Source organism: Massilia sp. 01N417, assembly GCF_056399645.1.
Window position 1 is genome coordinate 136,254 of the sequence record NZ_JBFTRS010000005.1, and the last position, 14,190, is coordinate 150,443.

General features: G+C 68.6%; 10 protein-coding genes. 5 read left to right on the plus strand and 5 right to left on the minus strand.

Features of this window, described 5'->3' with window-relative positions:
• Positions 1-2: 2 nt before the first annotated feature.
• A complete protein-coding gene (locus AC1DOQ_RS07505) occupies positions 3-749 on the plus strand; it encodes a LytR/AlgR family response regulator transcription factor (protein ID WP_477361764.1) in 747 nt (248 codons plus the stop codon).
• Here AC1DOQ_RS07505 and AC1DOQ_RS07510 read toward each other — a convergent pair.
• The 3 genes from AC1DOQ_RS07510 to AC1DOQ_RS07520 form a co-directional block, all read right to left on the minus strand.
• Entirely contained in the window at positions 746-3,010 is a 2,265-nt protein-coding gene (locus tag AC1DOQ_RS07510; RefSeq protein WP_477361766.1) for an ATP-dependent DNA helicase, read from the minus strand. The genes AC1DOQ_RS07505 and AC1DOQ_RS07510 overlap by 4 nt on opposite strands.
• Positions 3,007-4,665, minus strand: a complete 1,659-nt coding sequence (locus AC1DOQ_RS07515; RefSeq protein WP_477361768.1) for a VRR-NUC domain-containing protein — start codon at positions 4,663-4,665, stop codon at positions 3,007-3,009. The genes AC1DOQ_RS07510 and AC1DOQ_RS07515 overlap by 4 nt, the downstream gene beginning before the upstream one ends.
• A gap of 92 nt (positions 4,666-4,757) precedes the next feature.
• Positions 4,758-5,423 carry a hypothetical protein gene (locus AC1DOQ_RS07520; RefSeq protein ID WP_477361770.1) on the minus strand — a complete coding sequence of 222 codons (666 nt, stop codon included), beginning with the start codon at positions 5,421-5,423 and terminating at the stop codon, positions 4,758-4,760.
• 56 nt (positions 5,424-5,479) lie between these two features.
• Here AC1DOQ_RS07520 and AC1DOQ_RS07525 point away from each other — a divergent pair, with 56 nt between their 5' ends.
• From AC1DOQ_RS07525 to AC1DOQ_RS07540, 4 genes are all read left to right on the plus strand, one after another.
• Complete coding sequence (locus AC1DOQ_RS07525) at positions 5,480-6,319, plus strand: M15 family metallopeptidase (protein WP_477361772.1); 840 nt, start codon at positions 5,480-5,482, stop codon at positions 6,317-6,319.
• A 100-nt stretch (positions 6,320-6,419) separates the two neighbouring features.
• On the plus strand, positions 6,420-10,142 hold the full coding sequence (gene tssM, locus AC1DOQ_RS07530; RefSeq protein ID WP_477361774.1) for a type VI secretion system membrane subunit TssM: 3,723 nt from the start codon (positions 6,420-6,422) through the stop codon (positions 10,140-10,142).
• Positions 10,139-11,104: a type VI secretion system-associated protein TagF gene (gene tagF, locus AC1DOQ_RS07535; protein WP_477361776.1), complete on the plus strand. Its 966-nt coding sequence runs from the start codon at positions 10,139-10,141 to the stop codon at positions 11,102-11,104. Before tssM ends, tagF begins: the two co-directional genes overlap by 4 nt.
• Positions 11,101-11,883, plus strand: coding sequence for an OmpA family protein (locus tag AC1DOQ_RS07540; protein WP_477361778.1), 783 nt, complete (start codon positions 11,101-11,103; stop codon positions 11,881-11,883). The genes tagF and AC1DOQ_RS07540 overlap by 4 nt, the downstream gene beginning before the upstream one ends.
• Positions 11,884-12,037: 154 nt before the next feature.
• Here the strand turns inward: AC1DOQ_RS07540 and icmH are convergent, their stop codons facing one another.
• On the minus strand, positions 12,038-12,808 hold the full coding sequence (gene icmH / locus AC1DOQ_RS07545; RefSeq protein WP_477361780.1) for a type IVB secretion system protein IcmH/DotU: 771 nt from the start codon (positions 12,806-12,808) through the stop codon (positions 12,038-12,040).
• Positions 12,805-14,151 (minus strand): type VI secretion system baseplate subunit TssK, encoded by a 1,347-nt coding sequence (tssK, locus tag AC1DOQ_RS07550; protein WP_477361782.1) that lies wholly within the window; start codon positions 14,149-14,151, stop codon positions 12,805-12,807. Before tssK ends, icmH begins: the two co-directional genes overlap by 4 nt.
• Between the last annotated feature and the right edge of the window lie 39 nt (positions 14,152-14,190).

Here is a 14,190-nt window from a genome sequence, read left to right on the forward strand (position 1 = left end):
GCATGCGGGTGATCATCGTGGACGACGAGCTGCTGGCGCGGGCGGTGCTGCGCGAGTACCTGGAGACGGAAGCGGACCTCGAGATCGTCGGCGAATGCGCCAACGGTTTCGAGGCCGTCAAGGCGATCGCCGAACTGGCGCCGGACCTGGTCTTCCTCGACATCCAGATGCCCAAGCTGGACGGCTTCGAAGTGGTCGAGCTGGCGGGCGCGAAGAGCCAGTACGTGTTCGTCACCGCCTACGACCAGTTCGCCCTGCGCGCCTTCGAGGTGCATGCGCTCGACTACCTGCTCAAGCCTTTTACACGCGAGCGCCTCGGGCAGGCGCTGGCGCATGCGCGCGAACGCCTCGGCAGCCCGCGGGCCGGCGCCGCGGCGCGCGAAGCCGTCGTCGCCGCTTCCGAGGCGGCGCAGCGCCGCGTGCCGTTGGAACGCATCCTGATCCGCGACGGCGCCCGCGTGCAGGTGATCCCGGCCGCCAGCATCGACTATATCGAGGCCCAGGACGACTACGTGCAGGTGGTCGCCGGCGGCAAGCCCTGGCTGAAGAGCCAGCGCCTGTCGGAGCTCGAAGAGCAGCTCGACCCCGGCGCCTTCCTGCGCGTGCACCGTTCCTACATCGTCAGCCTGGCCGCCATCGAACGCATCGATGCGGTGGGCAGGGATAGTCATTGCGCGGTGCTGCGCGGCGGGGCGCGGATCCCGGTCAGCCGCAGCGGCTATCAAAAACTCAGGGAGTTGATGCGTTAGTTCGTGGTGTGGACGTGCCACCAGCGCGGCAGCAGCTCGAGCACCTCGGGCCGCGCGAAGCGGTCGTCGATCAGCCAGACCGTGCCCTGGTCCTGCTCGGTGCGGATCACGCGGCCGGCCGCCTGCACCACCTTCTGCAGGCCGGGATAGAGATAGGCGTAGTCGTAGCCGGCGCCGAACATCGCCTGCAGGCGTTCGCGCAGCTGCTCGTTGACCGGATTCACCTGCGGCAGGCCGAGGGTGGCGACGAAGGCGCCGATCAGGCGCGCGCCCGGCAGGTCGATGCCTTCGCCGAAAGCCCCGCCCAGCACCGCAAAACCGATGCCTCTGCTTTCGGAGGTAAAACGGTCCAGAAACGCAGTGCGTTCCAGCTCGCTCATGCGGCGCGACTGCTGCCAGGCCGGGATCTCCGGATGGCGCCGGGCCAGCATGTCGGCGGCCTGTTCGAGGTAGTCGAAGCTGCTGAAGAAGGCCAGGTAGTTACCGGGCTTTTGGGCGTACTGCTGCGCCATCAGGTCGGCGATCGGCGCGAGGGAGGCCTTGCGATGCTGGTAGCGCGTCGAGATGCCGCGCGCCACCTCGACCTTCAGCTGGCTGGCGACGAAGGGCGAATCGACGTCGATCCAGGCCGTGTCCTCGGGCATGCCGAGCAGGTCGGCGAAATAATGCCAGGGACTCAGGGTGGCCGAGAACAGGGTGGTCGAATGGGCCAGTTCGAAGCGCGGCTTCAGGAAGGGCGCCGGCACCAGGTTGCGGATGGCGAGCACGGTGTCCCTTTCGTCCGCGCGCGTGAGGTCGAACATGGAGTGGTCGCCGAAGGATTCCGCCAGGCGCAGGAACTGCAGGGCGCCGAAGTAGAACTCCTGCAGCGCCGGATCGAGCGCCTCGGGGAAGGCGGCCACGTGCTCGGTGATGGCACTGGTGGCGCTCTGCAGGCCGTCGAGCAGCTTTTGCGGGATCGCCTCCAATACCTGGTAGGGAAGGGGCGCGGATTTTCCGGCTTCGGTCCAGGCACGCCCGACCTTTTCCAGCGGCTTCTGCACGGCCGGCGGGGCCACCGCGCGGGCCGCGCGCAGGCTGGCGCGTGCCAGCGAGGCGCTGTACATGCCGCGCGCACGCGAGACCAGGTTGTGGGCCTCGTCGGCCAGCACGCTGACCCGCCAGCCGCGCTCCAGCGCCAGCGCGTACAGCATGGCGCCGCCGTCGAACCAGTAGTTGTAGTCGCCGACGATCATGTCGCTCCAGCGCGCCATCTCGCTGCCCAGGTAGTAGGGGCAGACCTCGTGTTCGAGGCCGATCGCGCGCAGGCTGTCGCGGTCGAGCAGCGGCGCGTCCAGGCATGCCGCGCGCGCGCCCGGGAGGCGGTCGTAGAAGCCGCGCGCCAGCGGGCAGGATTCGCCGTGGCAGGCTTTGTCGGGATGCTCGCAGGCCTTGTCGCGCGCGGTCAGTTCCAGCACCCGCAAGGGAAACGTGCCGCCGGCTGTCAGGGTCGCCGCGGCGTCCAGCGCCAGGCGGCGTCCCGGCGTCTTCGCGGCCAGGAAGACCAGCTTGTCGATATTCTCCTTCGGCGCCGCCTTCAGGGCCGGGAACATGGTGCCGAGGGTCTTGCCGATGCCGGTCGGGGCCTGGGCCAGCAGGCAGCGCTTGCCGGCGTTGGCGCGGAACACGGCTTCGGCAAGCTGGCGCTGGCCCGGGCGGAAATCCGCGTGCGGGAAGCGCATGGCCGCGAGGGCCGCGTTGCGTCCTTCGCGGTGGCGCATCTCCTGTTCGGCCCAGGCGATGAAGCGGCCGCAATGGTCGTCGAAGATGGCTTTCAGCTCGGCGCGCGTACGGGTCTCGCGCAGCACGGTCTCCTGCTGGTTGCCGATGTCGAAGTAGACCAGGGCCAGGTTCACCGCCTCCATGCCGAGCTGCCCGCACATCAGGTGGCCGTAGATGCGCAGCTGGGCCCAGTGCAGGTGGCGGTGGTTGTCGGGGATGCTGTCGAAGCGGCCGCGGAAGGTCTTCACTTCCTCGATCAGGTTCTGCTCGGGGTCGTAGCCGTCGGCGCGGCCGCGCACGTGCAGCAGGCCGTAGTCGCCTTCCAGGCTGACTTCGGCGCGGTAATGCTCGCCGCGGCGCGAGGCCACCACGGCGTGGCCGGCGATGCCTTCGAGGGCGGTCGGCGACGGTGTGAAGCGCAGGTCGAGGTCGCCCTGCTTGGCGGTGAACTCGCACAGTGCCCGCACCGCCACCGTGTAGCCGTTCGCGGCACCGCTCAAGCCGCCTCCTGCCACTGCAGGTAGCACACCGTGACCGGCATGCCGTGTTCGGCGCAGTAGTCGATCCAGCGCAGCTGGTTGTCCTGCAGGCGGTCGCCCGGACCCTTCACCTCGATCATGTCGTAGCGGCCTTCATCCGGCCAGAACTGGATCAGGTCGGGGAAGCCGGTGCGGTTGTCCTTCACGTCCTGCAGGATGCGGCGGAACCACAGCTTCAGGTGGGCGGCCGGGATGCAGCGCAGCGCCAGTTCGATGATCCCGCGGTCGAGCCAGTCCCAGGCCACGAAGGGCGACTGGATGCCGGCCTTGTCTTCCCAGGTGGCGAGGATGGCGTCGACGTGGCTGCCGTCGTCCAGGCGCGCCAGGCAGGCCTCGAACTCGCGCGCGCGGCGCTGGTGGAAGTCGGGGCTGTACAGGTCGGCCGGACCGCGGTGGAAGGGGTGGAAGAAGGCCCCGGGAATCGCCGCGAACACAGCCGGCCAGCACAAGAGGCCGAACAGGGTATTCGCCAGCGTGTTTTCGACGTAGTAGACCGGCGCTTCCTCGCGGTGCAGGTGGCCCAGCACCACGCCTTCGACCCGCCACTCTCCACCCGGGACGGGCAGGTTCAGGTCCAGCCGCGCGGCCCTGGTGCTGCGCCGCGCCTTCGGCGTGACGTGGCCGAGCTTGCGCGCCAGGCGCGGGCCGATGCGCAGCAGGTGCTGGCGCTCGGCTTCGCTTTCCGGCGCCTCGTTCGCCTGGCAGAACAGGGCATAAGCCTGGTCGAACTTCTCGTCCTTCTCCAGCACCCGCATGGCGCGCGAACGGGCGCCGGGGAAGCGGCAGCCGGCATACACGGCGTGGGCGGCTTCCCAGTCCTTGTCCTTCTCGAGTTGCTGGCCGAGGCGGTACAGAAGTTTTTCGCGGCGGCTGTCCAGCCAGTCGTTGCCGAAGCTGTGGCGCGGCACTTCCTTGACCAGCTCGCGCAGTTCCGGGGAGCCCGGCTCCAGCGTCTCGAAGCGTTCGCGGCAGGCGTGCAGCTGCAGGTAGTGTTCGATGTCCCGGCGCGAACGGAAGCCGCGCGAGGCTGCCGAGAACTCGACCTGCTCGTAGCGGAACAGGCCGAGGTCGGACAGCACGAATTCGGTCCAGTCCTGGTGCAGGTTGCCGAAGAAGAGCAGGCGCAGGCGGTCGCACAGCGGCTTCACGGCGATCGAAAACACGGTGTCCCCGGAACCGGGATACCACTGCGAGAAGGGGCGCGCCTCGGCGTGCCCGTCGCGCAGCGCTTCCAGCTGCTCGTCCTTGCGCGCGGCCTTCAGCGGCGCCGTCAGGCCGAAGGCCTCGACGATCTCGGGCTTGACCAGCAGCTCGAACAGCTCGGCGATGTCCAGCACCGGGTCGGTAGCGATCCAGCCGGTCGGCAGCAGCGCCTCGGCGGCCGCGAGCGGACAGCCGATTTCCGGATAGTTCATCTTCGAGGCGCGGAACAGGCTGCCCTTGCGCATCACCATGCGCACGAACAGGGCCTGGGACGGGCGGGGCAGTTGGGTGAAGGCCTGGATGAAGGCTTGCTCGCCGTCGTCGAGCAGATCGGCGTAGCGCTGGGCGATCCAGTCGAGGACGCGCTGGAAATTATCCAGATAATAAAACTCGTTTTCCAGAACCCTGTTCATGTCGCACCATACTGTAGCTTTGTACAGTATAGCGACGCGGCATGACTTTACCCAGCCATTGTGTGGCTTTTTTACTGCGGCGTACCATTTTGTCAAGGCTTGCTGGCGGCGTCCTCGGCTTCCTGGCGCTTGCTGGCGTGCTGGATGATGGCCGAGATCAGGGCGACGTCGGTATCGAGCGCGTCCTGGGCCGGCTTCGCGGACGCTGCCTGGCGGCCGCGGCGCGTCTCCGCGTGGGCAGGCGCCCTGGCCGCTACGGCCCGCGGCGCCGGTTTGGCGGCGGCAGCATGCCCGGTCAAACGTGGCGGGTCGCGCTGGGCGTCGCGCGGGGCGATGCGTCCCGCATGCTGCTGCGGCGGCAGCGTACGTGCCGGGACCGGGGCCGGGGCCGGCGCTTCGGCCGCGGACGCGGGCACGGGCGGGGGCGCGAGCTCGACGATGCTCGCACCGGCCGCCGGCAGGATCCGCGCAGCGGGTTCGGCGGCGCCGGCCAGCGCGGCAGCGGCAGGGGAGGATGCGCCGCCGTCCCCTGCCAGCCAGGCCAGCGTGCCGACCAGGCCGACCACCAGCACGCCGGCGGTCCCGTACCAGAACAGGGCCGGCATGCGCCGCAGGCCGCGCAGCATGCGCTGCGCCGGTCCGGCGGACTCGTGGCGGTCGAGCATGGCGAGGATATTGATCTCGTTCGCCGAGCGCCGCGTCGAGGACATCAGGTTCGGACGCCGCGAGCCGGATTGATCTTCATCTGTAGGGCGCACCGTGTACCTCCTAAGATTGGACACCAATGACAATTAGAAACAAACTGGAGTAGCGGATGCTGATCTTCCTCGCCCTTTTGTATTTTTGTCTGGCTTGCAGCCTCATCTGGCTGGCCTGTTTCCCGTCCGGCCGCGCCGCCGTGCTCCAGTTGCTGGGCGGCCTGCAGCGCCGCCTGCAGCTGCGCGGCCGCAGTTGGCGGGAGGAGGGCGCTGCCCGCCTGCGCGGCGCCGGGCCGGGCCTGCGCTGGCGCTGGCGTGACGTGCGTGGCTGGATCCGCAAGCACCGCGCCTTCGTCGCCGTGGGCGTTCCGCTGGTGCTGGTGCCGCCTTTGGTGGCCTTGCTGATGCGGCGGCCCGACATGCTGCCGGGCTACGAGCCGCTGGATACCGTGGTCGATGCCCAGGTCGCGGCCCTCCTCAAGGGCGAGCAGCTGGTGCCGCCGGCTGCGCTGCCGCCGGTCGCCTTCACCACCCGCGAAGTCGAACTGCTGCGCCCGATGCTGGTCGACGCCAGCCGCAACTGGGGCCTGCTGCATCCCGACTTTAGCCAGCGCCTGCTGCTGGCCTTCCGCATCATGAAGGAAAAACATGGCTACGAGATGGCGCTGCTGGAGGGCTACCGCAGCCCGGCGCGCCAGGACATGCTGGCGAAGATGGGGTCGACGGTGACGAATGCGCGCGCCTTCCAGAGCTGGCACCAGTACGGCCTGGCCGCCGATTGCGCGTTCTGGCGCGACGGCAAGCTGGTGATCTCGGAAAAGGATCCGTGGGCGATGCGCGGCTACCAGCTGTACGGGGAAGTGGCGGAATCCCTGGGCCTGACCTGGGGCGGGCGCTGGGCCATGATGGACCTCGGCCATACCGAGCTACGCCTGCGCGGGGTGATGCGGCGCTGAGGACACGGGCTCTCGCGCCATTGTTTCAACTCAAAGATCGGCGCGGAAATAGTGCCAACATTCCCTGTGGCATTCTTTCAAACTCTGAACCGAACCCACTATGGCCCGACTCTGGCAGTTTCTTACCAACCGCCGCGTAATGGCCGTGATCGGCATCGCAGCGCTCGCCGGTTTCCTCCTGCTCGGCGCGGAATCCCTCGAAGTGGCGGCCATCTGGGCCGTGCTGGCCGGCCTGCTCCTGCTGGCCGCCTGGGGCATCTGGTGGCTGGTGCGCAGCTGGCTGCGCAAGCGCGCCGCCGCCCGCCTGAGCGAGGCCATCGTCGCGGAGGGCGACAAGCCCCGGCGCGACGATGCCCAGGTGCTGCGCAAGGGCATGCTGGAGGCGATCAACACCATCAAGACCTCGAAGCTGGGTCTGACGCGCGGCGCCCAGGCCCTCTACGAGCTGCCCTGGTACATGATCATCGGGAACCCGGCGGCGGGCAAGAGCAGCGCCATCAAGCATTCCGGCCTGACCTTCCCCATCCCCGGCAGCAAGGCGGTGCAGGGCGTGGGCGGCACCCGCAACTGCGACTGGTTCTTCACCACCGACGGCATCCTGCTCGATACCGCCGGCCGCTATTCCGTCTACGAAGCCGACCGCGCCGAGTGGTTCAGCTTCCTCGACCTGTTGCGGCGTCACCGCCGGCGCGCGCCGATCAACGGCATCATCATCGCCGTCAGCGTCGCCGAGCTGGCCGGCGGTTCGTCCGAAGCCTCGATCGAGCTGGCCAAGAGCCTGCGCACGCGGGTCCAGGAATTGACCGAGCACCTGGGCGTGCACGCGCCTGTCTACGTGGTGTTCACCAAGGCCGACCTGATCGCCGGTTTCGGCGACTTCTTCCACGAGGCCGACCGCGCCGAGCGCGACCGCGCATGGGGCGCGACCCAGCGCTACAACCGGCGCGCCACGCCGCAGGACGTGCTGGCCTTCTTCGATGCGCACTTCGACGAGCTGTACGACGGCCTGAAGGAAATGAGCCTGGCCACCATGGCCGGCAACCGCAGCGCCGCCATGCGCCCCGGCGTCTTCACCTTCCCGCTCGAATTCGCCTCGCTCAAGCCCCACCTGCGCGCCTTCCTCGCCACCCTGTTCGAAGAGAACACCTGGCAGTTCAAGCCGGTGATGCGCGGTTTCTACTTCACCAGCGCGCTGCAGGAGGGTGTGGTCGAGAACCTGTCTTCGCGCCGCGTCGCCAGCCGTTTCGACCTGCAACTGAAGCCCGGCGAGCAGAAGGGCGCGCAGCAGGAGGAGCAGTCGGGCTTCTTCCTGCTCGAGCTGTTCCGCAAGGTGATCTTCGCCGACAAGGACCTGGTCAAGCGCTATACCAGCCCGGCCTCCGCGCGCCTGAAATACGCGGCCTTCTTCGCCGCCACCGTGCTGCTGGGCTGCGCGCTGGGCGGCTGGAGCTGGTCGTACATGGGCAACCGACAGCTGGTGGCCAATGTCCAGGCCGATCTCGACAAGGTCGGCAAGCTGCAGGCCCGCCGCGGCGACCTGCAGTCGCGCCTGGAGGCGCTGGACATCCTGCAGGACCGCATCGAGCAGCTGGAAAAATACCGCGAGGACCAGCCCTGGGCGCTGTCCTTCGGCCTGTTCCAGGGCGCGACCCTGGAACGCAAGCTGCGCGACGAATACTTTGCCGGCGTGCGCGAAGTGATGGTGCAGCCGGTGGCCGGGGCGCTGGAGTCGCTGCTGGCCGAGATGAATGCCAACGCTTCCCAGCTCGATCCGAACGCGCAGGCGGCGCCCGCGGCGAAACCCGGCCAGCCCTACCAGGACGTCTCGGCCACCAATGTCGGCGATGCCTACAACGCCTTGAAGACCTACCTGATGCTGCTTGACAAAAGCCGCGCCGAGCCCGGCCACCTGAACGACCAGTTGACCCGCTACTGGCGCGTGTGGCTGCAAGCCAACCGCGGCGCCATGCCGAAGGAGCAGATGATCCGCAGCGCCGAGCGCCTGATGACCTTCCACCTTTCGCATATCGGCGACCCGGCCTGGCCGCAGATCACGCCCAAGCTCAGCCTGCTGGACAGCGCGCGCGAGAACCTGCGCCGCGTGGTGCGCGGCTCCCCGGCGCGCGAGCGCGTCTACGCCGACATCCGCACCCGCGCCGCGACGAGGTTCCCGGCGGTGACGGTGGCGCGCATCGTCGGCGAGCAGGACCAGGCGCTGGTGGTCGGCAGCCATGCGGTACCCGGCGCCTTTACCCGCGACGCCTGGGAAAAATTCGTGATCGGCGCGATCCGCGAAGCGTCCAATCGCGAGCTGCAGAGCACCGACTGGGTGCTCAAGAGCGTCGCCAAGGACGACCTCACGCTGGAAGGCAGCCCGGAGCAGATCCAGAAGACCCTGATCGACCTGTACAAGGCCGACTATGCGCGCGAGTGGAGCAAGTTCGTGCAGGGCGTGACGATCGCCGACCTGAATGGCTTCGAGGCCAGCGTGCAGGCCATGAATCGCCTCGGCGATCCGCAGACCTCGCCGCTGGCCAAGGTCCTCAAGACGGTCTACGACGAGACCTCCTGGGACGATCCCAACCAGGCGCGCGTCAACCAGGCCAAGCTCAAACGCGGCCTGGCGGCCTGGTTCCGTGAGGTGATCCTGCGCCAGGCGCCGAGCGAGGCGCGCCAGCTGGCCGACGCTGCCGGCCCGCTGCAGGTCGGTGCGACGCCTGCCGCCGGAGCGGTCGGGCGCGAGTTCGCCGGCGTCGCCCGCCTGGTCGGCGTGAAGGAGAAGGACGCGTCGCTGATGACCGGCTACCTGGACGCGCTGTCGAAGCTGCGCTCGCGCCTGAACCAGCTGAAGAACCAGGGCGATCCCGGTCCCGGCGCCAAGCAGCTGATGCAGCAGACCCTGGAAGGCAACGGCTCCGAACTGGCCGACGCCCTCAAGTACGTCGACGAGCAGATGCTGACCGGGATGACGGATGCGCAAAAGCAGATGCTGCGTCCGCTGCTGGTGCGGCCGCTGGTGCAGACCTTCGCGATGATCGTGCTGCCGTCCGAATCCGAGATCAACAAGACCTGGCAGGCCCAGGTCCTCGAACCCTTCCAGAAGAACCTGGCCGGCAAATCCCCGTTCTCGCCGGGCGCCCAGATGCAGGCCGGGGCGGGCGAGATCGGCCAGGTGTTCGGGCCCGAAGGCGCGGTGGCCAAGTTCGTGGCCACGACCATGGGGCCGCTGGTGGTGCGGCGCGGCGACGTTCTCTCCAGCCGCACCTGGGCCGACATCGGCGTGACCCTCGCGCCGCAGGTGGTGAGCGGCTTTCCCGGCTGGGTGGCGCCGCTGTCCGCCAACGGCGTGGCCACCGGCGGCGGTCCGCAGACCGTGTTCCAGTTGCTGCCGATGACGGCGCCGGGCGTGACCGAGTACACCATCGAGATCGACGGGCAACAGCTGCGCTATCGGAACACGCCGCCGGCCTGGGTGAATATGGTGCATCCGGGGCCGCAGGGGGCGAGCGGGGCCAGGGTCACCGCCGTGACCTTCGATGGGCGTACGGTCGAACTATTCAACGAGCCGGGCGAGCAAGGTCTGAACAAGCTGATGGCCGCTGCCGTCACGAAGAAGCTGGAGCGCGGCGTGGGCGAGCTGCGCTGGACCTCTGGCAATACGACGGTGGGAGTCACGCTCAAGTTGGTCAGCAGCCCCGCCAGCAGCGGCGACGCCCAGGCCAGCCGCGGCTTCAACGGCCTGCGCCTGCCCGAAAGCGTGGTCGGCCGGGCCGCCGCCACCGCCGCGGCGGGTGCTCCGCAACTGGCCGGAGCGGCGCAATGACGCGCACGGCGGCTTCGGCGCGGATCGGCTACTTCGGCAAGATCCCGGCGCGCAGCGACTTTGTCAAGGTCGCCGACGACCAGCCGGTGCTGGGCATGCTCGACGACTGGCTGGCCCAGGTCATGACCCGCCTGCCCGACGACGCGCGCTGGAAGCTGTACTACGACGCTTCGCCGCCGGTCAGCTTCGCTTTCGTCGGGCCGAGCCGGCGTCACGCGATCGCCGGCCACCTGGTGGCCAGCCACGACCGCTCCGGGCGCCGCTTTCCCTTTCTGACCATGCGCACCGTCGAGGTGCCCGATCCGGCCGCCTTCGTCGCGCGCTGCCCGCTGGCCTTCGGGCCGCTGTGGGACTTCCTGGGATCGATGGCGCCGCGGGTGGTCGGCAGCGGGGACCCCGGCCCGCACCTGCATGCGATCGCCGATGCCGCGGTCGGCCTCGGCGAATACGAGGCGCAGCTGACCGACTTCCTGGCCACGGCGACGGTCAGTTCGCTGTCCGGGGAGCTGGAACTCGGCGCCAGCCGCCTGATCCTCGGCCTCGGCCTGCTGCTGCAGCCGGTCATGCACAGCCGGCCGGCGGCCCTGCAAAAATGCCTGGTGCTGCCGCTGCCTTCGCGCCTCGAGGCCCGCTACCGGATCGCGGCCTTCTGGCTGGAGCTGGTGACGCCCTTCATTCGCCGCACCGCCTTCGACCTGGTGCTGTTCGTCACCACGGTGGCCGAGCGGCCGGCGCTGGTGATCGGCTTCGGTGGCGCCGCCGCCGAGACCCTGCACGGCATCATCGATCCGCTCGCCGGCCGCGAGCAGCAGGTCCAGCTGACCGACAACGGCTGGATCGACGAGCAACTGGGCATCGACATCGACGTGCGCGCGCTGGCCAGCTACCTCGAGCAGCCGATGCTGCCGCTGCGCCTGGCGCGCGAACTGTTCCTCAAGACGTTCATCGGAGCCGCCACGTGAAGCTCTTACCGACATTGCTGATTGCCGCCGCCGGCCTGGCCGCGGCGCCTGTCCTCGCCGATGGCACCGCTGCCTCTGCTGCCGCCGCTGCGCCGATCGTGGTATCCGGCATGGTCGCCGACGATACCAGCAAGGCCGCGCTGCTGGCGCGCCTGCGTGCCGTCTACGGCGCCGAGCGCGTGGTCGACCAGCTGGCGGTGGGCCGGGTCGCGGCGCCGCCGAACTGGGACGAGCACGTCGCCCGCCTGATCGGCCCGAACCTGAAGCTGGTCACGCGCGGCCAGCTGCAGATCGACGGCACCAGCGTCAGCCTGCGCGGCGACGTCGCCAGCGAGGCGCAGAAGCAGCAGATCGCCAGCGAGCTGGCGCTGAACCTCGATCCCGGCTACACCGTCAACAACGGCCTGCGGGTGGCGGTGTCGGAGCAGGGCATGCTGGACGCTGCCCTGGCCGACCGCATCATCGAATTTGAGTCGGGCAAGGCGGCGCTGACCGACAGCGGCAAGAACATCCTCGACCAGATGAGCGTGGCCCTGCTGCGCCTGAAGGACAAGAAGGTCGAGGTGATCGGCCACACCGACAACGCCGGCTCGCGCGCCGGCAACCTCTCCCTCAGCCAGGCCCGCGCCGAAGCGGTGAAGGCTTACGTGGCCGGCCGCGGCGTGAATCCGGAGATGGTCTCGGTATCCGGCGAAGGCCCGGACCGGCCGGTGGCGGACAACCGCACGCCCGAGGGACGGGCCCGCAACCGGCGGATCGAGTTCAAGGTCGCGCAGTAATCCCGAACTCAAATTCGGGGTCAGAGCACTTTTCCTGGCAATAGCTCCCGAGAAAGCGCTCGCGTAACAGAGCGCTATCTGAGGGCGCGCATTGCCGCAGTTTGCTTGTAGATCAATTGATCGAAAATGTGCTCTGACCCCGAATTTCAGAATTTCAGGGCAAGGTGATCGTCACATTCGCCGACCTTGGCGGCAGCTTCACCAGGTCGTTGTAGCTGGCCAGCGCCTGGTCGGTCTCGTGCGCCAGCGCCGTGCGGAAGCCGAGGTAGCCGCCCAGCGTCACCAGCGCGAACACCATCGACAGGGCCCACAGCGACAAATCGCTGCCCAGCTTGTGGACGATCTGGTCGGGGCGCTCGGCGTGCGGGGCGAAGCCGCGGCTTTTTCCGCGCATGCGGGCGATCTCGTCGCCCAGGCGGGCGGTCAGGTAGTTCAGCTTGTCGCGGCCATCCAGCGCGAAGCGTCCTTCGAAGCCGAGCAGCAGGCAGACGTGGAAGACCTCCAGCGCCTGCAGGTGGACGGCGCCCTTGGCGCGCAGGTCCTCGAGGCGCTGGAAGAAGTGTTCGCCGGCGAGCTGGTCGCCGAACAGGCGCAGCTGCAGAGGGCGGGTCTCCCAGGCTTCGCGGATCTCGTAGTCGGAGCGCAGGATGATCTCGTCGACCGCCGCGCAGAAGGCATACTTGGCCGCGGTGACGTCGTCGGCCGGCACGCCGAGCGCCTTGGCGTTGCGGTCGACGTCGCCGAGGAAGCGCGTCATGTGGTCGGCGAAGGCGGTCTTGTCGTGCGGGCCGCAGCCGTTCTTCAGCAGGAACAGGGCGTAGAAGCCCTCGTACATGAGGTCGACCAGGGAGGTCGGGGTGCTGCCGGCGGCATTGCGGCCGCCGGCCTGGGATGGCGCGGCGCGCCGTTCGACGTGTTGGCTCATGCTGCGATTCCGATGAGTTCGAGTTTGAGGTCGCGGATCCCGTTCGGCACATAGATCGAGATCGCCTGGGCTTTGAGCATGCTCTTGTACAGCACGCCGCGGTTTTCCAGCACGAAGTAGCAGGTGTCGGGACGCACCGGCAGCGCGCTCGGCACCTGCGGCGCATGCACCAGGCGCACGCCGGGCATGGCCGACAGCACCAGCTTGTCGACGTCTTCCGGCGCGCCGATCTTGAAGCGCAGCGGTACGATCTCGACCAGCTGCAGGGCCGCCATGTCGGCCGCCACACCCAGGAACAAGGTGGTCTGGGCGTTGATCTTGCCGGAGTCGAGGGCGCCCAGGTGGTAGGACGGGCGCTCGTTGCTCAGCGCGATCGAGAAGTACTTCGACGAGATCACGGTATCCAGCAGCTCGCGCAGGACGGCGTCCAGGCGCGCGAAGGCCGGTCCCGGATCCTGGTGCACATAGGCCGGCAGGTCTTCCAGCCTGCTGCTGCGCGAGAAGGTCATCAGGCCACCGGCCAGGGTCAGCAGCTCCTGGAACAGGCGTTCGGGATGCAGGTCGCGGTGCGCCAGGAAGTGGGTCAGCGAGGCATAGCCGCTGCTCACCGTGTGCAGCAGCCAGAACGAGGCGACATCGCCGCCGCGCAGTTCGACCACGTTCTTGCTCGGCTCGCGATAGTGGCCGTACAGCGCATTCACCTTGGCCAGCAATTTCTCCATCAGGCGCGTCAGCATGCCGTGCAGCCCGGGCGCGCCTTCGATCGACAGGCTGGGCGGCACGAAGGCATGGTCGATCTCGAAGCCGCCGGTGGCGAGGCGGCGAAGGCGCACCAGCGGGATGGTCTCGTAGGCTTCGAGCGGCTCCAGCTCCGACACCACGCGCAGGCTGCGGCTCAGGTAGGCGACCGGCGCGCTGGCGGCGTCGGTGAACAGGTCGAAGGTGTCGTGTTCGTGCTGGCCGAAGCGGGTATCGGCGCGCGATTCGCCGCGCGCCGCGCAGTTTTCGCCGTGGTCCTTCAGGGCCGGCAGGGCGGCGTGGAAGGCAAGGGTCTGGTTCGACCCCGCCAATTCGCCAAGGCGCACCTGGGGCGGCAGGGCGTCGCGGTCGGGCGCGTGCAGGATTTCGCCGTCGGGGAAGATCAGCGACAGCTCGGTGATGCGCAGGGTGTCGGCCTTGAGTGCATCGAGGTCGATCACCAGCTTGCGTACGCCCCAGCAGTAGGGATGCAGGGCGTTGGCGGTGTCGTTTAGGCGCGCTTCGTGGTAGCGGTCCTGCTGCTGGAAATGCTGGGGGCGCAGGAACAGCCCCTCGCCCCACAAGACCTTCGACGGTAGTTTCACGGATGCCTCCTGCGGGTATGTCACAAATCTCTAGCTTGG

What these genes read in the sequence shown, in the direction of transcription:
- AC1DOQ_RS07505 (WP_477361764.1), top strand. Translation starts at nt 3, where the DNA reads ATGCGGGTGATCATCGTGGACGACGAGCTGCTGGCGCGGGCGGTGCTG.
- AC1DOQ_RS07515 (WP_477361768.1), bottom strand. Translation starts at nt 4,665, where the DNA reads ATGAACAGGGTTCTGGAAAACGAGTTTTATTATCTGGATAATTTCCAG.
- AC1DOQ_RS07525 (WP_477361772.1), top strand. Translation starts at nt 5,480, where the DNA reads ATGCTGATCTTCCTCGCCCTTTTGTATTTTTGTCTGGCTTGCAGCCTC.
- tssM (WP_477361774.1), top strand. Translation starts at nt 6,420, where the DNA reads ATGGCCCGACTCTGGCAGTTTCTTACCAACCGCCGCGTAATGGCCGTG.
- tagF (WP_477361776.1), top strand. Translation starts at nt 10,139, where the DNA reads ATGACGCGCACGGCGGCTTCGGCGCGGATCGGCTACTTCGGCAAGATC.
- icmH (WP_477361780.1), bottom strand. Translation starts at nt 12,808, where the DNA reads ATGAGCCAACACGTCGAACGGCGCGCCGCGCCATCCCAGGCCGGCGGC.